This is a genomic window from Brevundimonas sp. FG128 (genome assembly GCF_057809775.1).
This window is the reverse complement of sequence record NZ_JBMDKP010000001.1, coordinates 165,906-187,322: the sequence shown is the minus strand read 5'-3', so window position 1 is coordinate 187,322 and position 21,417 is coordinate 165,906. Positions and strand designations below refer to the sequence as shown.

General features: G+C 66.0%; 17 protein-coding genes. 3 read left to right on the top strand and 14 right to left on the bottom strand.

What is annotated here, in order from left to right:
- The 4 genes from nadC to nadA all read right to left on the bottom strand — a co-directional run bounded on the left by nadC (nt 1) and on the right by nadA (nt 4,597).
- Nucleotides 1-867 (bottom strand): carboxylating nicotinate-nucleotide diphosphorylase, encoded by an 867-nt coding sequence (nadC, locus tag ACODSC_RS00980; protein WP_488810961.1) that lies wholly within the window; start codon nt 865-867, stop codon nt 1-3.
- A gap of 187 nt (nt 868-1,054) precedes the next feature.
- The gene (locus tag ACODSC_RS00975) at nt 1,055-2,569 is read right to left on the bottom strand and encodes an L-aspartate oxidase (protein WP_488810959.1); all 1,515 of its coding nucleotides are present in this window, start codon (nt 2,567-2,569) and stop codon (nt 1,055-1,057) included.
- The gene (locus ACODSC_RS00970; protein WP_488810957.1) at nt 2,566-3,423 is read right to left on the bottom strand and encodes a metalloprotease; all 858 of its coding nucleotides are present in this window, start codon (nt 3,421-3,423) and stop codon (nt 2,566-2,568) included. Before ACODSC_RS00970 ends, ACODSC_RS00975 begins: the two co-directional genes overlap by 4 nt.
- A gap of 58 nt (nt 3,424-3,481) precedes the next feature.
- Nucleotides 3,482-4,597 carry a quinolinate synthase NadA gene (gene nadA / locus ACODSC_RS00965; RefSeq protein WP_488810955.1) on the bottom strand — a complete coding sequence of 372 codons (1,116 nt, stop codon included), beginning with the start codon at nt 4,595-4,597 and terminating at the stop codon, nt 3,482-3,484.
- 167 nt (nt 4,598-4,764) lie between these two features.
- Here nadA and ilvA point away from each other — a divergent pair, with 167 nt between their 5' ends.
- Nucleotides 4,765-6,279 (top strand): threonine ammonia-lyase, biosynthetic, encoded by a 1,515-nt coding sequence (gene ilvA / locus ACODSC_RS00960; RefSeq protein WP_488810953.1) that lies wholly within the window; start codon nt 4,765-4,767, stop codon nt 6,277-6,279.
- A 58-nt stretch (nt 6,280-6,337) separates the two neighbouring features.
- Here the strand turns inward: ilvA and ACODSC_RS00955 are convergent, their stop codons facing one another.
- Nucleotides 6,338-6,736, bottom strand: coding sequence for a host attachment family protein (locus ACODSC_RS00955; protein ID WP_488810951.1), 399 nt, complete (start codon nt 6,734-6,736; stop codon nt 6,338-6,340).
- A gap of 107 nt (nt 6,737-6,843) precedes the next feature.
- Between ACODSC_RS00955 and ACODSC_RS00950 the strand changes: the two genes are divergently transcribed.
- Entirely contained in the window at nt 6,844-7,554 is a 711-nt protein-coding gene (locus ACODSC_RS00950) for a LamG-like jellyroll fold domain-containing protein (RefSeq protein ID WP_488810949.1), read from the top strand.
- Here ACODSC_RS00950 and ACODSC_RS00945 read toward each other — a convergent pair.
- The 8 genes from ACODSC_RS00945 to ACODSC_RS00910 all read right to left on the bottom strand — a co-directional run bounded on the left by ACODSC_RS00945 (nt 7,551) and on the right by ACODSC_RS00910 (nt 16,662).
- Nucleotides 7,551-8,093, bottom strand: a complete 543-nt coding sequence (locus ACODSC_RS00945; protein ID WP_488810947.1) for a methylated-DNA--[protein]-cysteine S-methyltransferase — start codon at nt 8,091-8,093, stop codon at nt 7,551-7,553. The two genes, ACODSC_RS00950 and ACODSC_RS00945, sit on opposite strands and share 4 nt — an antisense overlap.
- Nucleotides 8,083-9,168 (bottom strand): bifunctional transcriptional activator/DNA repair enzyme AdaA, encoded by a 1,086-nt coding sequence (locus tag ACODSC_RS00940; protein ID WP_488810945.1) that lies wholly within the window; start codon nt 9,166-9,168, stop codon nt 8,083-8,085. The genes ACODSC_RS00945 and ACODSC_RS00940 overlap by 11 nt, the downstream gene beginning before the upstream one ends.
- Before the next feature lie 59 nt (nt 9,169-9,227).
- A complete protein-coding gene (locus ACODSC_RS00935; RefSeq protein ID WP_488810943.1) occupies nt 9,228-9,437 on the bottom strand; it encodes a helix-turn-helix transcriptional regulator in 210 nt (69 codons plus the stop codon).
- Nucleotides 9,430-10,143, bottom strand: a complete 714-nt coding sequence (locus ACODSC_RS00930) for a hypothetical protein (protein ID WP_488810941.1) — start codon at nt 10,141-10,143, stop codon at nt 9,430-9,432. The genes ACODSC_RS00935 and ACODSC_RS00930 overlap by 8 nt, the downstream gene beginning before the upstream one ends.
- Before the next feature lie 68 nt (nt 10,144-10,211).
- A complete protein-coding gene (locus ACODSC_RS00925; RefSeq protein ID WP_488810939.1) occupies nt 10,212-11,987 on the bottom strand; it encodes an SLC13 family permease in 1,776 nt (591 codons plus the stop codon).
- A 108-nt stretch (nt 11,988-12,095) separates the two neighbouring features.
- Nucleotides 12,096-13,226 carry an HAAS signaling domain-containing protein gene (locus tag ACODSC_RS00920; RefSeq protein ID WP_488810937.1) on the bottom strand — a complete coding sequence of 377 codons (1,131 nt, stop codon included), beginning with the start codon at nt 13,224-13,226 and terminating at the stop codon, nt 12,096-12,098.
- Nucleotides 13,223-13,558: a PadR family transcriptional regulator gene (locus tag ACODSC_RS00915; protein WP_488810935.1), complete on the bottom strand. Its 336-nt coding sequence runs from the start codon at nt 13,556-13,558 to the stop codon at nt 13,223-13,225. The genes ACODSC_RS00920 and ACODSC_RS00915 overlap by 4 nt, the downstream gene beginning before the upstream one ends.
- 155 nt (nt 13,559-13,713) lie before the next feature.
- The gene (locus tag ACODSC_RS00910) at nt 13,714-16,662 is read right to left on the bottom strand and encodes a TonB-dependent receptor plug domain-containing protein (RefSeq protein WP_488810933.1); all 2,949 of its coding nucleotides are present in this window, start codon (nt 16,660-16,662) and stop codon (nt 13,714-13,716) included.
- A gap of 323 nt (nt 16,663-16,985) precedes the next feature.
- Between ACODSC_RS00910 and uvrB the strand changes: the two genes are divergently transcribed.
- Nucleotides 16,986-19,340: an excinuclease ABC subunit UvrB gene (gene uvrB, locus ACODSC_RS00905; RefSeq protein ID WP_488810931.1), complete on the top strand. Its 2,355-nt coding sequence runs from the start codon at nt 16,986-16,988 to the stop codon at nt 19,338-19,340.
- 56 nt (nt 19,341-19,396) lie between these two features.
- Here uvrB and ACODSC_RS00900 read toward each other — a convergent pair whose 3' ends face one another.
- Nucleotides 19,397-21,355: a DUF7380 domain-containing protein gene (locus tag ACODSC_RS00900; RefSeq protein ID WP_488810929.1), complete on the bottom strand. Its 1,959-nt coding sequence runs from the start codon at nt 21,353-21,355 to the stop codon at nt 19,397-19,399.
- Nucleotides 21,356-21,417 lie beyond the last annotated feature (62 nt).

The window sequence follows — 21,417 nt, the reverse complement described above, 5'->3', positions numbered from 1 at the left end:
CTAGAGTGCGTCCAGCCCGATGTCGAGAACCGGCGCAGAATGAGTCAGGGCGCCGACCGAGATGACGTCCACGCCCGTCTGGGCGATGCCGCGCACTGTCGTCAGATCGACGCCGCCTGACGCCTCCAGCGTGATGCGTCCGGCCACGCGGGCCACGGCTTCACGCAGGTCCGGCAGGCTGAAGTTGTCCAGCATGATCACGTCGGGCGCCGCGCCCTCTTCGATCAGGGCCAGCACGGCGTCCAGCTGATCCAGCCCATCCACCTCGACCTCGACCTTCATCAAGTGCGGGGCGAAGGCCTTGGCCCGCCGCACGGCCTCGGCCACGCCGCCGCAGACGGCGACGTGGTTGTCCTTGATCAGGATGGCGTCATCCAGGCCGAAGCGATGGTTCGTCCCCCCGCCACAGGCCACGGCGTGCTTCTCCAGCGCGCGCAGGCCCGGCGTGGTTTTCCTCGTATCCGCGATCCGCGCCCGCGTTCCCGCGACCGCATCGACATAGGCCCGCGTCAGGGTCGCCACGCCGCTCAGCCGCCCGACCAGGTTCAGCGCCGTCCGCTCGGCCGACAGGAAGGCGCGGGCGTCGGCCTCGACCACCGCCAGAACCGCGCCAGCGTCGAAGGCGTCGCCGTCCCTCAGTCGCAGATCGACCGAGGCCCTCGGGTCCATGGCCAGCACCGCCAGCCGCACGCAATCGATCCCGGCCAGCACGCCCGGCTTCCTCGCCGCAAAGGCCGCCGTCATCCGCGCATTCTCGGGAATGCAGGCCATGGCGGTCACGTCGCCGGCCCGGCCCAGATCCTCGGCCAGAGCCATGCGCACGACGGGTTCGATCAGGACATCGGGAAGCGAACGGGTCACGGGCATTAGATCCTCCCCCGTTCACGGGGGAGGGGGACCGCGCGCAGCGTGGTGGAGGGGGCGAAACCACGCACCCCTTGTCCGAGCACGACAGATTTCGATCCGACGATACAGGCCGGCGTGTGGGGTCGCCCCCTCCACCGCTTCGCGGTCACCCTCCCCCGCGCTGCGGGGGAGGATTTATGGGTCGATCTCATTCCGCCGCCTCCAGCGCCGCCGGGCGCGTGATCCGCACCCGCGTATGGTCGGCGGGTGCCGCCGTCCGAGGATAGTCCGAACGATAATGACCGCCCCGGCTCTCGCGCCGATCCAGCGCCGCCTGGGCGATCAGCCGCGCCGCCAGCAGGACGGCCGCCGGTTCGTGCTGGACCTCCAGCCGGTCGATCAGGGCGATCAGACCCGACAGCGCTGCCGCATCGCGCACCACGCCCGCATGAGCCGTCATCGCGGTGCGCAGCTCGGCCATCGCCGCCTCCGGCAGGTCGGGCGCAATTTCTCGCGGAAGAGGACGTCCCCCGCCAGCTTCCAAGGCCGCCGCCACACCCGCGCGCCGCCCGAAGGCCGCCGCTTCGAGCAGGGAGTTGGACGCCAGCCGGTTGGCGCCGTGCACCCCCGTCGCCGCGCATTCTCCGACCGCGTAGAGGCCAGCAACCGTGGAGCGCCCATCCGCATCGGCGGCGATCCCGCCCATGTGATAGTGGCAGGCCGCCATCACCGGAATGGGGCTGATGCGCGGGTCCAGGCCGCTGCGCATGCAGGCGGCGAAGACGGCGGGAAACTCGTGCGGGAAGGCCTCGCCGATGGCTGTGCGCGCATCCAGAAAGGCGCCCCTCCCCTCGGCCCGCGCCGCATGGACCGCCCGCGCCACCACATCGCGCGGCTTCAGATCGGCGTCGGCTTCGTCACCCAGCAAGAAACGCCCCTGTCCGTCGATCAGCCGCGCGCCCTCGCCTCGCAGCGCCTCGGTCGCCAGAGGCGCGGGGTCCAGACCCACGTCGATGGCGGTGGGGTGAAACTGCACGAACTCGGGATCGAGGATTTCCGCACCGGCACGCGCCGCCAGCGCCATCCCCTCGCCCTTCAGCGCCGCCGGGGTCGTGGTCGCCGCGAACAGCCCGCCCGCCCCGCCGGTGGCCAGCACCACGGCCGTCGCCGTGATCTCGACCAGACGCCCGCCGCGCATGACCACCGCCCCGACCACACGGCCGTCGGCGTCCTGCAGCAGGCCCTTCAGCCGCGCGTCGTCCCACACCTCGATCAGTTTCTCGGCCCGCACCGCCGCGACCACGGCCGACAGGATGGCCCGCCCCGCGCCGTCGCCGCCGACCCGCGCCACGCGGGGGACGGAGTGAGCCGCCTCCAGGCTGACGACGAAGCCGCCGTCTGCATCCCGGTCGAACGGCGCGCCAAGGGCCGCCAGCCACTCCACCGTCTCGCGCCCCGCCTCGGTCAAAGCCCGCGTCGCGCCCGGATCGACCAGGCCTGCGCCCGCCGCCTCGGTGTCCTTCGCATGGCGTTCAGCCGAATCCTGCGCCGTCAGGGCCGCCGCCATCCCGCCCTGCGCCCAGGCCGAGGAACAGGCGTTCAACAGCGGCTCCGGCGTCACCACCAGAACCCTGACGCCAGCCTTGGCCGCCTCCAGCGCGGCCGACAGCCCCGCCAGGCCTGCGCCGACGATCAGAGGTCCGTCATGCCGCGTCCGGTTCATCCGTGCACTCCGAGATAGTTCAGGCCCAGTTGCACCGCCCCGGCCGGGTCGCCCCCGGTCATCGGCATCAGGGCGCCGACGGCCGCCGCCGCGCACACCGCTAGGGTCAGCAGATAGAGCCCCAGGCTCTTGCCCGCCTCGGGCCAGCTCAGCGTCCCCCAGGCCGCGCGCCACACGCCGCGCTTCAGATGGCTGAACACCGACAGGGCCAGGAAGGCCGCCAGGATGAACCGCCCGGTCGTCAGACCCCACCAGACCACCGCCACGCCGATGACCAGCAGTACGATCTGCTCCAGGCGCGGATGCACCCGCGTCAGCACCGGCCCCAGGGCCTTGGACCCATCCAGCGGCGGCGCAGGCACCAGGTTCACCAGGTTCAGCATGGCGATGAAGAAGGCGCCCATCAGCCATTCGCCCTGCCCCAGCGCCATCCAGACCCCGACGAAGGGGATCATGGCCAGCAGGCCGAACGCCGGCCCGGCCAGCGACACCAGCACGCCGTCCCATTCGCTTTTAGGTTCGCGCCGCGCCTTGGCCAGTCCGCCCAGGAAGGGAATGATGTAGATGCGCGCCGGTCCCATGCCGAGCTTGTTCATCGCCAGGGCGTGCCCCGCCTCGTGGACGAACAGGCCGATCAGCACCGCGCCCGCCACGATGGCGCTGCCCGTGATCCACCACAGGAAGCCGCCCATCAGGGCCGTGGACAGCAGCGCCCAGACCAAGCTCTGGTCCTTCTCGACCGGGGCCTCAAGGGCGGCGCGCTCGACCTGCGCCTCACAAACGGCGGCGTCCTCGGGCCGAGGGTCCCAGGGACCGGGGACGGGCGTGGGGTTTGGGGTGTCAGTGTTGCTCATGGCGTCCAGATGGGCGCGGACGACCGTCCCGTCGCCGGGACCGATCGCCGCGTCACGCTCAGATCAGCTCCACATCGACGTGATGGCGCGCCTTGACTAGGTCGTAGCGCGCGGGAACCAGCGGCGGCGGCAGGTCGATCATCCGCTGCACCGCCAGGCGTCCGCGTTCGATCATATCGGCCGGCACCGTCACCTCGAACTGCATGTGCAGCAGGCAGTCGTGGATGTTCTGCAGCGTGATCCGCTTCATGTGCGGGCACAGGTTGCACGGGCCGATGAACTGCACGCCCGGCACGTCCCCGGCGACGTTCGCGGCCATCGAACATTCGGTGATCATGACCACCTGTTTGGGCCGACGCGCCTCGACATAGTCGGTCATGGCCGCCGTCGAACCGGCGAAGTCCGCCGCCGCCAGCACGTCTTCCGGGCATTCGGGATGGGCCAGAATCTCGGCTCCCGGATAGGCGGCGCGCATCTCGGCGATGTCGTCCACCGTGAACCGTTCATGCACCTCGCAGCGGCCCTTCCAGGCGATGATGCCGACCGTCGTCTGGGCCGCGACATTGCGCGCCAGATATTCGTCGGGGATCAGAATGACCCGGTCCACACCCCATTCCCTGGCCGCCCATTCCACCACCTGAACGGCGTTGGCGCTGGTGCAGCAGATGTCGGTCTCGGCCTTCACATCGGCCGTGGTGTTCACATAGGTCACCACCGGCAGGCCCGGATAGCGCTGCTTGATCAGCCGCACGTCCGCGCCCGTGATCGACGACGCCAGCGAGCATCCCGCCCGCAGATCGGGGATCAGCACGGTCTTTTCCGGGCTCAGGATCTTCGACGTCTCGGCCATGAAGTGCACGCCCGCCTGGACGATCACCTTCGCATCCGACCGCGCGGCCTCCTTGGCCAGGCCTAGGCTGTCGCCGACATAGTCGCCGACCCCGTGGAAGATTTCGGGCGTCATATAGTTGTGGGCCAGGATCACGGCGTCGCGCTCGCGCTTCAGCCGGTTGATCTCGCTGATCAGCCGCGCCTGTTCGGGCCACTCCAGCGGCGTGACGTGGTCCTTGACCTTCGCCCACACCCCGGCGGTCTCCCGCTCCAGTTCCTTCGTAAGACCAAAGGCGCCGTCCGCCATGACCCTCTCCCATACCCTTATGCTCAATGTTAGCATAAGCACATCCAATGTAGGCCGATGCGGACGCGGCGCAAGAGGAAATGCGAAGCCTTACTCCGCAAGCACCAACGGCCCGGATTTGCAAAAACCGTTCCCATGACGGCCGATTTCGCCTAGACGACAGCCCACTTCTTTGCCGCTTCAAGCCTATTCACGACATTTCCATGCAGGACACCATCCGCCGCATCCTCACCGCCCGCGTCTATGACGTGGCGGAGGAAACGCCTCTCGACCCGCTACGCCGCATGTCGGCGCGGCTGGACCGGCCCGTCCTGCTGAAGCGCGAGGATCTGCAGCCGGTGTTTTCGTTCAAGATCCGCGGCGCCTACAACAAGATCGCCGCCCTGTCGGAGGACGAACTGTCCAAGGGCGTCATCTGCGCCTCGGCCGGCAATCACGCGCAAGGCGTCGCCCTGGCCGCCGCGCGCCGCAACATCCCCGCCACCATCGTCATGCCGACCACCACCCCCGGCATCAAGGTCGCCGCCGTCCGCGCCCTGGGCGGCGAAGTCGTGCTGCACGGCGAAAGCTTCGACGAAGCCTATGCCCACGCCCGCCATCTGGAGAGCCAGACCGGCGCGGCCTTCATCCACCCCTTCGACGACCCCGACGTCATCGCCGGCCAGGGCACGGTGGGGCTGGAGATCGCCCGCCAGCACGCCGACCCGATCGAAGCCATCTTCGTGCCCATCGGCGGAGGCGGACTGGCCGCCGGCGTCGCCGCCATCGTCAAATTCCTGCGGCCAGACACCCAGGTCATCGGCGTCGAGCCTATCGACGCCCCCACGATGAAGGCGTCCATCGACGCGGGCGAGGTCGTGACCCTGAACGAGGTCGGCCTGTTCGCCGACGGCGTCGCCGTGCGCCGTGTGGGGACCGAGACCTTCCGCCTGTGCAAAGACCTGCTGGACGAGATCGTGCTGGTGGACACCGACGCCATCTGCGCCGCCATCAAGGACATCTTCGACGACAGCCGCGCCATCGCCGAGCCATCGGGCGCGGTAGCCTTGGCGGGACTGAAGGCGTGGGCCGCCGCCCATCCCGGAAACGGCAGCCTGATCGCCATCAACTCGGGCGCCAACCTGAACTTCGACCGGCTGCGACACGTCGCCGAACGGGCCGAGATCGGCGAAGGCGCCGAGGCCTTGCTGGCCGTGGCCATGAAGGACGACCGCGACGACTATCGCCGCTTCCTGGACACCCTGGACGGTCGTTCGGTGACCGAGTTCAACTATCGCTGGTCCGGCGACGGCGACGCCCAGATCTTCGTCGGGGTCGCGCTGAGAAACGGCCCGCATGAGCGCGACGATCTGATCGCAGCACTCCGCTCCGGCGGCTATGCCGTCGAGGATATGAGCGACAATGAGACGGCCAAGCTGCACGTCCGCTACATGGTCGGCGGCCGCACCGTGGGCCTGCCGCACGAACGCATCCTGCGCTTCCAGTTCCCCGAACGGCCGGGCGCCTTCCTGCGCTTCCTCAACAGCCTCCAGCCCGCCTGGGCCCTGACCCTGTTCCACTATCGCAACCACGGCGACGACGTGGGCCGGGTGCTGGCGGGCATCAGCGTGCCGCCGGATGAACAGGCCCAGCTGACCGCCGCCCTCGCCGACCTGGGCTACCCCTACGTTGACGAAACCGCCAACCCCGCCTGCCGCCTGTTCCTGGAAGGCGCCTGAAAAGCAAAAGGGCGGCGACCGTTTCCGCTCGCCGCCCCCGAACTTGCTGAGCTGAAACTCACGCCTTCTCAATCGCCGCCGCGATCTGGTCGGTGGAATGCCCCGTCAGGTCCTTGGCGATCTCGCCCGCCAGCTTGCCCTGAAGGTCCTTGTGCCAGTGCTTGCGCAACTCACCCAGGGTCTTGGGGGCCGCGATGACCAGCAATTCGTCGATCTTGTTCGTGATTGACCATTTGTTCAGCACCTCGGCGACACCCATGGCGAAACCGTCTTCGGCCTGGGTGTCGTTATCGGGGTTGGCTTCATTCGAACGACGGCCGGCCGATCCCGACACCCGATCCGCGATGGGTGGATTCTCAAGGGCCGTCAGCTTGATCTCCTGGGCGTTGGTGTTCTTGAACAGGGCCAGTTTTTCGCCGTCGATCACCGCCACCAGGGCGCCGTTGGAAAGTTTCATCGTCGATACTCCAGTCTATGGATGGACGTAACGAACCGACGCCCGGGCCGTTGCGTCCCTCGGTCGATCGCCTAGTGTCGCAGGCCGATCCTGCTGAGAGCCCGTCGATGTCCAACGCCCTCCATCCCGACCGTCGCAAGCTTCTGGCCCTGGGGGCTGCGGGTGTCGCCGGGACCCTGCTGCCCGGTTGCGCCACGGTCGCCGCGTCGTCGCCGCGCCAGACCGTCTGGACGTTCGACCGCCTGACCGACATCGGCGGCGTCCAGACCACCGCAGAGGGCGGCCCGACCCTGATCGACAGCCCGTATGGCAGGGCTGTGCAGTTCGACGGCGTTGACGACGCCCTGTTCATCGAACAACATCCCCTCGCCGGCGCCGAAACCTTCACCTTCGAGGTGATTTTCCGCCCCGACGGCGGCGTCTTCGCCCAGCGCTGGTTCCACCTCGCCGAGCAGGCGCCCGCCGGTCAGCCGCCGTCCCAGACCCGGTTCCTGTTCGAGATCCGCGTGGTTCAGGACCGCTGGTATCTGGACGCCTTTACGCGCGGCGACGGTTACAACCACACCCTGATCTTCCCGGAACGGCTCCACCCGTGCGGCCAGTGGTTCCACGTCGCCCAGACCTTCGACGGCGCGACCTATCGCGCCTATGTCGATGGCGTGCTGCAGGGCGAACATGCCCTCGCCTTCAAGCCGCAGGGGCCCGGCCGCGCCTCGGTCGGGTGCCGCATGAACCGCGTCGATTATTTCAAGGGCGCCGTCCGCCAGGCCCGCTTCACCCACGCCGCCCTCGCGCCCGATCGGTTCACGATGCGCTAGAGCAGCCGGCCGGCGGCCTCGTGCGCCAGCAGCCATCGTTTGCGCTCCAGCCCGCCGGCATAGCCCGTCAGGGTCCCGTTCGCCCCGATCACGCGGTGGCAGGGCACGATGACGCCCACGGGATTGGCGCCGTTGGCCAGACCAACCGCCCGAACCGCCTTGGGCGCCCCGATCGCCGCCGCAAGTTGGCTGTATGACCGCGTCTCGCCGGCGGGAATATCGCGCAGCGCCTTCCACACCGTCCGTTGAAAATCCGTGCCCCCGGTGCGGACCTCGATCCGGTCGAAGGCGGTCAGGTCGCCGCCGAACCAGGCCTCGACCGCGTCACGCACCGGCTCGGGCGCCCGCCCCTCCACCAGGGTCACCTCGCCATAGTGCCGACGCAGCAGGCGCAACATCCGGTCTTCGAAGTCGTGGAAGTCCAGCGCCCGCACCGCGCCGTCCGCATCGGTCGCCACCAGAACCTCGCCCACCGGCGAGGCGATCCGGTCCAGCGTCAGGACGAGTTCGGCCTGTTTCATTCCAGCGTTAACGCGCATCGGCGACCTCCTCGATCATGTTCCAGTATAGCGCCCCATAGGCTCGCCACGGCCGCCATCGTTCGGCGCGCGCCAGCAGGACTGCATCCGTCGTCAGCAGCCGGTCGCTGGGCGCGTCTTCGCCCGCGTCGATCCAGTCGCCCGGCGGCCGCAGTCCCGGCCGCGCATCCAGCGCCGCCTTCAGCGCCGGATCGGCCGACAGGTCGTGCGCGATCGCCTCGGGATCGGCTGCGAGATCGAACACGCGCCGCACCCGCGCCAGCACGCCGGGCAAGGCCCTCAACTCATCCACTCGCGCATCGACCGAGGCCTTGCCTTCAGCCTGGCGTCGCACCGACACCACGCCTTCAGTCCCGTCGATTTCGACGCGCAGGGTCCGCGTCCAGACGCCGTCCGCCACCGCCTCGTCCACTGCGCGGCGCGTCGCCAGGGCCGCCATCGTCGCCTGCCAGTCATAGGGCGGTCGATAGGTCAGGCTGATGCGCACGCTCTCGGCCCGGTCGCCGGCCACCTTGCGTCGGCGCAGGTCCGACGGCGGGCGTCCGTAAAGCGCCTGAAAGGTCTCGTTGAACCGGCGCACGCTGCCGAAGCCTGCGGCCAGCGCCACCTCGGCCATCGACAGGTCGCTGTCGTGGATCAGCTGTTTGGCCAGCAGCACCCGCCGCGTCTGGGCCACGCTGACCGGCGCCGCGCCGAGATGCTGCAGAAACAGGCGGCGCAGATGCCGCTCGCCCACCCCCAGCCGGGTCGCCAGCGCCTCGGCGTCGCCTGCGTCCAGCGCCCCCGCCTCGATCAAGGCCAGGGCGCGGCTGACCGTGTTCGACGTGCCCCGCCAGGCCCCCATCTCGGGCGCCGTCTCGGGCCGACACCGCAAGCAGGCGCGAAGCCCCGTCTCCTCCGCCGCTGCGGCCGTCGAGTGAAACACCACGTTCTCGCGTCGCGGCGTGCGCGCCGGACAAACCGGCCGACAGTATATCCCGGTCGAAGTCACGCCGGTGAAGAAACGCCCGTCGAACCGGGCGTCTCGAGCCACGAGGGCGCGCCAGCAGGCTTCCGGATCCAGCGTCTGTTCCATGCTTCGCAGGATGACCGGTCAGCGCCGCCCTGTCTCGCGGTTTTCGGACATGGACCGCATCAGTCCTTCAGGAAGAACAACGCCTCCACCGTCGTCTCCAGCGCCCGCGCCAACTCCAGCGCCAGCAGGGTGGAGGGCACGAAGACGCCGTTCTCGACCGTATTGATGGTCTTGCGCGAGACGCCGGCCTTGTCGGCCAGCCCCTGCTGCGTCAGGCCCGCGGCGGTGCGCAGTTCCTTGAGCCGTGACCCCAGTCGCGGATCACCCATCGCGGCCGGCCTCGCGGTCCAGCCAGGCGAACCGCAGGCCCGCCGACGCGCCGCCCAGCGCCAGCACATAGGGCAAGGCCATCACGCCATAGTCCGCGCGCCACAGCCCCAGACCCAGGGCCACGGTCACGCCGCTCATCAACACGACGAAGGCCAGGATCATCGACTGCGCCCGCATCACCTGGGTCAGTTCGTCATCCAGCAGGCGGCGGTTCTTCTGCGCATGCCAGTCCCACCCCATGACCAGAACGGGGATCAGCCAGCCGTACAGGACCGGCAGCAGGATCTGCACATAGGCGCCGAGGTTATGGTCCCCGCCCAAGACACGCTGCATGGCGCTGTGGGCCTGGGCCATGAACAGCAGCAGCAAGGCGGGGAAGATCACCAGTTGTTGGGTCCGCGCGCGTTGAAGCTTGTCGCGCTGGGCGCCCTCGCCGCTCGTTGCCATATCGATCGGTTGGCCTGGCCGCCCAAACCAGGCCAAGATCGACCCGATGAGGACCACAGCAAAGCCCATCCCTGCGACCACGCCGGCCGCCGTCGCCTGATCGCCCTCCGTCCCGAAAAGGATCGCGAAGCCCGTTCCGCCGACCAGCGCGACGGCGCCGACGACCGCCATGACGATCCCGCTCCACCAGCATCTGCCGCGTTTCGTCTTCATCCGCCGAACCACAGCCCCGGCGTAACCGCTTTCGTCATTGTTCATGACATCCTCCTGAAGTAACCTTGAGGTGACATATCACCTATAGGTTACACGCCGTCAAGAGGCGATCGTCACATGGGCCAGAACAGCAGGATCGTCGGCGGCCCGATCAACAGCACCAGCAGGCTGAGCGGCGCGCCCAGCTTGGGATAGTCCGAGAATTTGTAGCCGCCCGGCCCCATGACCATGGTGTTGCACTGGTGGCCGATGGGGGTCAGGAAGTCGCACGCGGCGCCCACGGCCACCGCCATCAGGAACGGATCAGGCCTGTAGCCCAGCTGTTGCGCCAGCACGCCGGCGATGGGCGCGACCACCAGAACCGTCGCGGCGTTGTTCAGGAAGGGTGTCACCGCCATCGACACGGCCATCATCCCCGCCACGGCCACGACCGGCGGAATGCCTTCGAACAGGCCTCTCAGACCGCCCGCGATCAGGTCCGCGCCGCCCGTCTGCTGAATGGCGTCGGACACCGGGATCAGCGCCGCGATCAGCACCAGCAATGGCCCATCCAGCGCGGCGTAGGCGTCGCGCATCTTCAGCCCGCCCAGCGCCACGATCACCACCGCCGCGCCGAAGAAGGCGATGGCCACGGGTATGACCCCGAACCCCACCATCAGCATCGCCGCCGCCAGCACCAAGGCGGGCAGATATTTCCGTCGTCGTCCGCCCAGCCGCACCTCGCGCTCGGCCAGGGGCAGCAGTTGCAGTTCGGTCAGCACCTTGGGCATGGCCGCCTCGGACCCCTGCAGCAGCAGCACGTCGCCCGCCTGCAGCTTGGCCGTCCGCAGATGCTGGGTCAGCTCATAGCCGCTGCGCGACACGCCCAGCAGGTTCAGCCCGTGCTGGCCGTACAGGTCCAGTTGCCGCACCGACTGGCCGGTCAGTGGCGAGTCGGCGCCCACCACCGCCTCGACCAGATGCACCTCGTCCTTGGCCTGTTCCAGCAACACCGGCCTGTCGCCCCGCACCAGGCTCAGCTTCGTCGCATCGATGAAGCCTTCCAGCGCCTCCTGGTCGCCCTTCAACAACAGGGTGTCGCCGGCGCGCACGATCGTATTGCCCCGGGGACGGGCGCGACGCTTGCCCTCGCGGATCAGGGCCATGACCCGGATCTCGTCCGGCGCCAGGGCCGACAGGGCGGTGATGGTGGTCGGCTCCAGCGTCCAGTCGTCCGGCACGCGCGCCTCGGTCAGATAGGCGTTGGCCGACAGCGCCGCCGACAGGCCCAGCGTCCCGGTCCGGTCCCTGGGCAGCAGCCGATAGCCGAAGGCCAGAAACGCCAGCGCCGCCGCCGTCAGCGCCAGACCGACCGGCGCATAGTCGAACATCTGGAACGGCTGTCCCACGATGTCCTGGCGCACCTCGGCGACCAGGATGTTGGGCGAGGTGCCCACCAGGGTCACCATGCCGCCCGCCATGGCGCCGAAGGCCATCGGCATCAGCAGGCGAGACTGGGGCGTGCCGGTCCGCCGCGCGACCTGCAGCGCCACCGGCATCATGATGGCCAGGGCGCCGACGTTCTTGGTCACCATCGACAGCAGGGTGACCGCCGCCGTCAGCACCGGCACCTGGCTGCGCTCGGTCTTCAGATGCGGCAGGACCCGCTTCAGCGCCATTTCGACAATGCCCGACCGGGCGAAGGCCGCCGACACCACCAGGGCGCAGGCGATGATCACCGTCACGTCATTGGCGAAACCCTCGAAGGCGTCCTCGGCCGGGATCACCCCGACCGCCAGGCCGGCGACCAGGGCGCCCACCGCCACCAAGTCATAGCGGAACCGGCCCCAGATGAAGGCCGCCACCGTCAGCCCGACCAGGCCGAACGCCAAACCCTGTTGTAGTGTCACGCGATAATCCAGCCCCGATGCGGGCCGGAATGGCGCCGCTTGCCCCCAACGGCGCAAACGTCCGAAGGTTCAGCCCCTGCCGTCGCGGAAGGGGCCGAACCCGTCCCCTCAGCGACCGCCGGCCAGCCGCCCCGCCGCCCGCACGATCCGCACGATCTCGGCGGCGAAGGCCCAGACCACCACGATCATCAATATGGTCGCCAGCCCGTCGACGTCGCTTGAGCGGTCGAACAGCGCCCGCACCCGATCGACGAATTCCGTGATCGTGCCGACCCAGATGATCGGCGACAGCGCCGACCACAGCCAGATCCACATTATACCCCACGCCGCCGCCACGCCGAACGCCAGGTCGCCCAGGGCGGTCAGGCGCACGTCGCCTCCAGACGCGGCCCGCATCAGGTCGAACCCGACCCGGCACACGGCGAACAGCGTCACCGGCCAATAGGCGGCCTGCACCATGTCGCCCAGGATGCGACCGTAATCGACGCCGTCGACCACGCCGGCCAGGTCCTCGGGCCGGATCGGCGCGACCTGCAGCAGGCCTGTCCACCACAGCAGAACCACCGCCCAGCCGATGGCGCTGGCCACCGCCCGCGCGACCGGCGACATCTCGGCGCTCTTGCGCACCTCGCCGCCCGACTTGGCCTTGGGCGAGGACCAGTCGCCGCGCGCCAGCTTCTGGGTCCACTGTTCGGCGTCGAAATCGCCGCCCATTTCGAACAGGCCCAGATCCTTGACCCGCCATCTGGCGATGAAGTCCGGCTTCTTCTCCTGCCGCTCCAGCACGAAGCCGGCGACGGTCAACAGGCCGATGATCGACACCGCCCCGCTGAACAGGCTGGAAAACGCCTGTCCGATGGCCTGCCCCAGATAGACATCGCCGACCAGAACCCGCACCGCCAGTCCGATCAGGGTCACGCACGCCATGACCGTCAGCCCGACCTTCACCCCGAACATCCACCAGGGATAGAGCTCGGGCCCGATCAGCGCCTGCGGCCCCGAGCGATAGCGCGCCGCCACCGTCAGCGGGTGCCCGACCTCGCGCAGCAGCGCCTCGACCTCGTCGTCGCTCGGCGCCCGGCCCAGCCGCGCCTCCAGGTCCTCGATCCGGCCCATGATGTCGTCGCGTAACTCGGCGACGATGTCTTCGCGCGTCTCCTTCGGCAACTGCGCCGCGACGGCTTTCAGATAGCGTTCGACCAGGTCCATGCCGGTCTCTCCCTCTTTCCCGATGTTCACAGCATCTTCTCCAGCGAGGCCGACAGGCCGCGCCATTCGGTCGCGAGCCGCGCCAGCATCGCCTCCCCGCGCGGCGACAGGCGGTAGAACCGCTTCTTGCGCCGCTCCTCCTCGCGCCATTCGCTGTCCAGCAGCCCCTGGCTCTCCAGCCGACGCAGCAGCGGATAGAGGGTGCTCTCCTCCATCTCGACCCCGACCTCGCCCAGGGCGACCCGCAGCGAATAGCCGTATTGCTCGCGCCTGAGGCTGGCCAGAACCGCCAGGATCAACGACCCCCGCCGCAGCTCCAGCCGCAAACTCTCGAACAGCAGCTCTTCCTCGTTCTGGCCCACGCGCCATCTCCGTGCGTCACATAGTGTGTGACGCACAGTGTATGGGACATACTGTGCGAGGGAGTCAAGCGGGATGCACGCAGCAGTCAGGCGGGCAAAGAAAAAGGCGGCGGACCGAAGTCCGCCGCCTCTTCCAGTCTTGCTGACGATCGTCCTTAGAAGGACTTGGTCAGGTTCACGAAGGCCACGCGGCCGAGGTAGTCGTAACCCGAGTACAGCGGGGCGTTGCCGACCCGGTTATACACGCCAGCCGAGATCACCGGCGGATCCTCGTTGAACAGGTTGCGAACACCGGCGGTCGCCGTCCAACCATCATGCGAGTACTGCACCGAAGCATTGTGCAGGAAGTAGTCGTCCGTCGCCAGGTCGTAATCTGACGTGGCGGGATCTTCGCCGTAGTAGTCGTAGCTGCTCATGCCATCGACCCATTCGACACCGTAGCGCACGCGCCAGTCCGACCAGGCGTAGCTGATGTCCGCCGTGCCGGTGAACTCCGGATTGTCGATCATGCCGACGTAGTCTTCCAGCGGGTCTTCATCAAACAGCTTGTTCGACACTTCCGTGTACTGGGTGATGCCCACGTTGAAGAGCACCGAGCCCGGCCCGACGTCGTTGGTGTAGCGCAGCGTATAATCCAGGCCCTTCACGATGTCCGTGGCCAGGTTCACGTAGCTGTCGATCACGGTCAGCGCGTTGTTCGACGGATCGCGCGAGACCAGGGCGCAGAAGCCCGTGTCAGCGGAGAAGTCGCCGGGATTGGAATCGTAGCAGCGGTCCAGGATCTGAGAGGCGCCGTACTGGGAAACGCCGTTCTCGACCTCGATCTCGTAATAGTCGACCGCGAAGTCCAGGTTGCCCCAGCCCGACGGAAGAGTCGGCTGGAATACCGCGCCCACGGTCAGGTTGGTCGAGGTCTCAGCGGCGAGGCCGAGATCGGCGCCGCCTTCGCTGATCACCTGCACGCTGGTGGTGGCGTAGTATTCCGGATCCAGACCCTCGGCGGCGCAGTTCGCGACGCGGTTGGGGTTCACGCCGTCCGCGCCGTACTCATTACAGGCGTCTGCGCCGGAAGACAGGAAGCCGCTGGTGGCGCCGACGAACTGTTCGAACAGCGCCGGGGCGCGGAACGACGTGCCGTAGGTGGCGCGCAGCGACAGCCAGTCGATCGGCCGATACACGGCGCCCAGCTTGTAGGTCGTATCGTCGCCGTAGGAGTCGTAATCCGTGTAACGGAACGAGCCGTTCAGGGTCAGCTCCTGGGCGAAGGGCATGTCGCGCAGGACCGGCACTTCGATTTCGCCAAAGGCTTCCCAAACCGAGTCCGAACCACGCGTGATGGCCGAGGTCGAATAGTTATAGGTGTTGCCCAGCTGGCTATCGAGACCGGGGGTGTCGTCGATCGAGGAGTCGCGCCATTCCGCACCGAAGAAGGCGTTGACTTCACCAGCAGGCAACCGGAACAGCGGCCCGTCGATGCCCACCGACACGATGGTTTCCTCGAACTCGGTCGTCCCCGTGACCGGACGGAAGACATAGTCCACCCAATCCTGCGGCAGTTCGCCGGCGATCGTGCGCGTGCTCAGCGAAGGCGCCGCGACGCAGCCGGGGTTGGACGCCAGTTCGGCGCATTGGAACTGACCCGGAGCCGTTTCAACAACGTCGAGCGTCTCGATCAGGCGATCCGTCAGGAACTGCTCGCTGGTGTAGGTCGACTTTGAGCGCGAATGGCTGACGTAGGCGTCATAGCGCCAGCCCGGCACGATGAAGTCGCCGCGCAGACCGCCGGTCAGCTTGGTGAAGTCCACTTCCTGTTCGGACGTGTCGTTGCCGAAGCCGATGAAGGCGCGGACGCCGACGTTCTGGCCCTTGCTCAGGCCCTGATCCGGCGCGAAGTTCGAGAAGGCCAGATTGTCCGGGATCAGCGGGCTGCCTTGAGCATAATCGAGCGACAGCTGACGATAGCCGGTCTGCGACGACTTGCGCTGATTGTACAACACTTCGCCGTACAGCTCAGCATTGCCTAGCGCCTGAAGGTCATAACCACCTTCGCCGTAGAGCGTGGTGATATCAACCGGAGAGATCAGCGACTCGTTCAACATCCGCTCATCGAAGGTGTCGCGGACGTTGAGGTTGTTGGCGCCGCCGCCGACGCCTTCGAAGCCCGTCGTGACGGCCGAGTTCGGACGCCAGCGGTTGAAGGTCGAACCGACCGAGCCAGGCGCGCCCACGCCCGTCGCCGTCGAAGTTCCGATCGTGTTGATCGTCACGCCGTTCGAGCCGGTCGTGGTGATCGGATAGCACTTCGATTGTCCCGTACGGGGATCGATATAGTCTTGGTCGTTGAAGAAGCCATCCGTTTGGCAGCGCGTGAACTCGCGGTCGCCCAAGGTCAGTTCATCGCGCTCATAGCGCTCGACAGACCCGGCAGCGCGCCAACGATCACCCTTGGCGCCGGCCACGAGCGACAGGCGGGTGGAGCCGCCGTTGCCGTTGGCCTCGGTCGGAGCGTTGACCTGGCCTTCCAGGGTCAAGCCCTCGAAGCCTTGGCGGGTCTGGATGTTCACCACGCCGGCGACAGCGTCCGAACCATAGACCGACGAGGCGCCGTCACGCAGCACTTCGACCCGGTCGATCATCGCTGTCGGCAGCACGTTCAAGTCGGCCGAACCGACCGAACCGCGCGAGCCGGCCGGCGAGACGCGACGACCGTTCAGCAGCACCAGGGTGCGGCTCGGGCCCATGCCGCGCAGGCCGATGGTGTTGGCGCCCGGACCACCGTCAGTGACATAACCGCCGTATGCGTTGTTGATCTGCGACGTGCCGCCGGTGACGGCCGTGCTCTGCAGCGCCTCGGTCGTGGAGGCGAAGCCTTGCAGCGTCGCTTCTTCGCGCGTCACTACCTGGGTGGGCGACGGGGCGTTGTAGTTGTCGCGGCGGATACGCGAACCGACCACCACGATTTCCTCAACCTGGGCGGCGTCTTGTTCTTGAGAAGGAACCGTCGTCTGAGCAAAAGCCGCGACAGGGTTGAGCATCACCACCGAAACGGCGGCGATGCCGCCAGCCATGGTGGATGCCAGGAGCTGAGTCTTATGAGTACGCATACGCCTCTTCACGACAAAAATTTCCAATACTCAGCACCGCTCATATAACAACGAAACATACCGTAGTTATTGCAGAAGAAGTCCTGATTACGTCTCGCTTATGGCAGTCACAAGCACAGGACAACCCTTCAATTGGAGAAAACATCATAATCTTGGGACAAAGTTGTAAGATTTACGTCGAATATCGGACACCACCGCAATGTCATTCCGCATTACAACGCTTTATAGACATTATTACGCCTTAGATGGTCCATTGCTGGGAGTCTGAAGCGTTTACGGCGGCAGCTATGGCGAAACGGTCCCCGACGCCTTAACTTTCGTTCATGAACCGTTCTTCGACGCCGAAGCCCGCCGCCGCCAAGCCGGCCAAGCCCGTCCACGTGCCCAATCCCGGCGTTCAGGAGGCGTCGGCGCAGTTCGTGCGAGACACAGGTAAGCCGGCCAAGGCCATGCCGATGTTCGCCCCCATCACCGGTCCGCGCCTGACGCCGGAAGAGCCCATCGCCGCGCCCGCCGACTGGGTGCCGCACCGCCCCTCCCACGAGGGCAAGAAGAAGGGCGGGCGCTTCCGGCTTGAGACCAAATACACCCCCGCCGGCGACCAGCCCGCCGCAATCGCCGAACTGGTGGCCCAGGCCGAGGCGGGTGACCGCGACCAGGTGCTGCTGGGCGTCACCGGCTCGGGCAAGACCTTCACCATGGCCAAGGTGATCGAGGAAACCCAGCGCCCGGCCCTGATCCTGGCCCCGAACAAGACTCTGGCGGCCCAGCTCTATTCCGAGTTCAAGAGCTTCTTCCCGGACAACGCCGTCGAATATTTCGTGAGCTACTACGACTACTATCAACCGGAAGCTTATGTTCCCCGTACCGACACCTATATCGAGAAGGACTCGTCGATCAACGAACAGATCGACCGGATGCGGCACTCGGCGACGCGGGCGATACTGGAGCGGGAGGATGTGATCGTCGTGGCGTCGGTCAGCTGCATCTACGGCATCGGGTCGGTGGAGACCTATACGGCCATGACCTTCACGCTGAAGGTCGGGGACCAGATCGATGAGGGCAAGCTGCGGGCCGATCTGATCGCGCTGCAGTACAAGCGCAACGACCTGAACTTCGACCGCGGCATGTTCAGGAAGCGCGGGGACGTGATCGAGATCTTCCCGGTCCACCTTGAGGACCGCGCCTGGCGCATCAGCCTGTTCGGGGACGAGCTGGAGGCGATCCAGGAGTTCGATCCCCTGACCGGCAAGAAGACCGCCGACCTGACCGAGATCACCGTCTACGCCGCCAGCCACTATGTGACGCCGCGCCCCACGCTGAACCAGGCCACCAACGGCATCAAGGCCGAGCTGAAGGAGACGCTCGACTGGATGGTCGAGAACGGCAAGCTGCTGGAGGCGCAACGCCTGGAACAACGCACCCGCTTCGACCTGGAGATGATGGAGGCCACCGGCAGCTGCGCCGGCATCGAGAACTATAGCCGCTGGCTGACCGGCCGCGCGCCGGGCGAGCCGCCGCCCACCTTCTTCGAATACATCCCCGACAACGCCCTGCTGTTCGTGGACGAGAGCCACGTCACCATCGGCCAGATCAACGGCATGTTCCGGGGCGACTACCGCCGCAAATCGACGCTGGCGGAATACGGCTTCCGCCTGCCCTCCTGCATCGACAACCGCCCGCTGAAGTTCGAGGAATGGGAGGCCATGCGCCCCCAGACGGTGCACGTCAGCGCCACCCCCGGCCCGTGGGAGATGGACCAGGCGGGCGGCGTCTTCGTCGAACAGGTCATCCGCCCCACCGGCCTGATCGACCCGCCGGTCGAAATCCGCCCCGTCTCGGGCAAGACCCGCAACCAGGTCGACGACGTCATCGACGAGGTCAAGGCGACGACCGCCAAGGGCTACCGCAGCCTGGTCACCACCCTGACCAAGAAGATGGCCGAGGACCTGACCGAATATATGCATGAACAAGGCATCCGCGTCCGCTACATGCACTCCGACGTCGACACGCTGGAGCGGATCGAGATCCTGCGCGACCTGCGGCTGGGCACGTTCGACTGTCTGATCGGCATCAACCTGCTGCGCGAGGGGCTGGACATCCCCGAGTGCGGCCTGGTCGCCATCCTGGACGCGGACAAGGAGGGCTTCCTGCGCTCCGAGACCTCATTGATCCAGACCATCGGCCGCGCCGCCCGCAACATCGACGGCCGCGTCATCCTGTACGCCGACCGCATGACCGGCAGTATGGAGCGCGCCATCGCCGAGACCGACCGCCGCCGCGAACGCCAGATGGCCTACAACACCGAACACGGCATCACGCCCGAAAGCGTCAAGCGCGACATCAAGGAGCTGATGGACAGCCCCTATGAGTCCCGCGAAATCGACCGCCTGACCCGCCCCGGCGTCGCCGAAGCCTCCAAACCCTTCGTCGGCTCCAACTTCCAGGCCGCCCTGCGCGACCTGGAAGGCCGCATGCGCGAAGCCGCCTCCAACCTGGAGTTCGAGGAAGCCGGCCGCCTGCGCGACGAGATCAAGCGCATGAAGCTGATGGACCTGGAGTTCGCCAACGAAGCCCTGACCGGCGCGGGAGAAGAGGTGGATAAGTCAGCGCCGAAGCGGTGGCGGGCGGATGCGGCGGCGGAGAAGGCGGAGGCGTTTAGGAAGGGGCGGCTTTAGGGCAGCATAAGAAGCGCCGCCACAAGATCGAAAGTTCGCTAGAAGGCGTAGGGAAACTAGCCCACCGCTTGTTCAATCTCTGCTGACAGCTCATCCCACTGGCTGAACACCGTCATGCATATCAGTCGATATATGAACCAACACGCGTACACGGCATCTACTGAGTAAGCTGCCGCCGAACCGACCTTTCCATGAGCCACATCGTGCCTTAACGCGGGCCCGCCCTCGAAGAGAGATATGTGATCAACCTCATTTATCACATCCTCTCCAAAAATATTGATCACGTTGTCTCTATATTTTTCGATGATCACAGACAGCGTTGGGTCCTTTTGCACCAAATCACTATCAATCTTGGACGGATCATTTCCCGTTACTTTAAGAACATGCCGAAAGCAGTTTTCGAGCTGTGGAATCAACAAATAGGTCGCGCTCATGAAGTCGCCCTGCATAAAGCGCGCGAAACCCAACGTAATAATGGCCCGATGTCCGGGCGGCACAAGCCAACTCCGCCTGACTATGGGCTCAAAATGACGTTGGGATAGTGGATGGTGGGAGCAAATGTACCGCCGGGCAGGCTCGATTTTTCCTTGAACCACCAAACTTCGGTGCAGGCTCTCGTTTCCGGCAATCTTGCTCTTGATCCATTCATCGCCGGGTTCACCGTGCAGTTCAGGCGTGGGGGTGTACGAAACGACACGTCCTTCGGCATCCAATCTTGAGCCTCCAAACATGGAGGAAAGAGGAAAGTCTCTCAAATGCTGGAGAGCTTCCGACCGGAGTTCTTCCACAGTCCTTGATCGACTTAGATCCCCAAATTGACCGAGAACTTGGGAGAGAGTCAGTCCCTCAACTTGGTGAAGCGTATAGTCCACCAACTCGGTTATGTCGGTCTTGTGGGAGACGGGAACCATCTCTTCCAGCGCTTTAGGCTGTAGCTCCCTAAGACGCTTTTCGAGTTCCGTTATGCGTTCCCTTGATCCGCGAATGCGTCTGAACTCCGCGATCGCATTCATTAAAACGTGCGCGGCCAGCATCCCCGACCCCGTAGCCGTTTCGGCTTCTCGAACGCTCTCCTCGGCAGCAAGTCGGCGCGCTTCGTTGGCCTCGACCTTACGCTCGGCTTCGTCGTGTGCCTCTGCGATCATGAAATACAGGTTCCGCATCTCATCGGAACTTGCGTCGGCTTGACGGACCTTGAGAGCCGCCTCAAGCCGCGCGACGACGTCTTCTGGCTCCAGCACGCCATAGTTGAAGGCAAGCTTCACAGCGCGAAGGAATGACCCGCTCGCCTTTTCCACACCGATCTGATCTTCAGTAGCATCAACCAATCGAAGTGCAGCCGCTGCGATAGCGGGGGACAGAGGGTCCCTTCGCTTCTTCGTCGCCGACGCGATTTGAAGTCCGCGAGCCAGATTCTGATTCGCTTCAAACATCCTAGAATGCAGCAGATCAAACCTTGGCTTTGCTTCATTCTGGACAAGCAAATCCATCATCTCGATGTACCCACTGATGGCCAATTCGGCTGCAGCGAGCTTTCGAGTGTTCAACCAAACGATGTCGGCAAGGCGAATCCGAAGCGCCAAGTTTGTCACTCTTGGAAGAATCTCCAAAAATGCTTCGCTTTGTGCGCCAGCATAATCCTCTGGGATGGCGGTTCGACTTCCATCCGAGAGAACCATCATTGGCCCATATGCCCCGCCACGCTCCTCCGGTTTGAAATGCAAATCGCAGATGCTGGACAGCGCGAAATACACGCGCCGCTCCTGCTCGCTCTTTGAATCAGTGGCGTAGGACAGCCGCGCGCGAAACCGAGTCGCTAGATGGTGGCATTCGACCATGCCTAGGTCAGAGATCACATCTTCAAATGGAACCGCAGCCAAGTCTTCCTTAGTCACGTCGCCGGGTCGCGGTGGACGCTCGTCCTCTACGGCTAAGCCTTTAACCCCAAGAGCTTCGTCGCCTGTTTCATTCATGAGCATCAACCTAGAGGTGTGGGAAGATTTGTCTATGCCCAAGCATGCCATCCTTTACCGCGTCTAACCCTATGTCTCGTCATAGCTTTCTTGTTTCTGCCGCA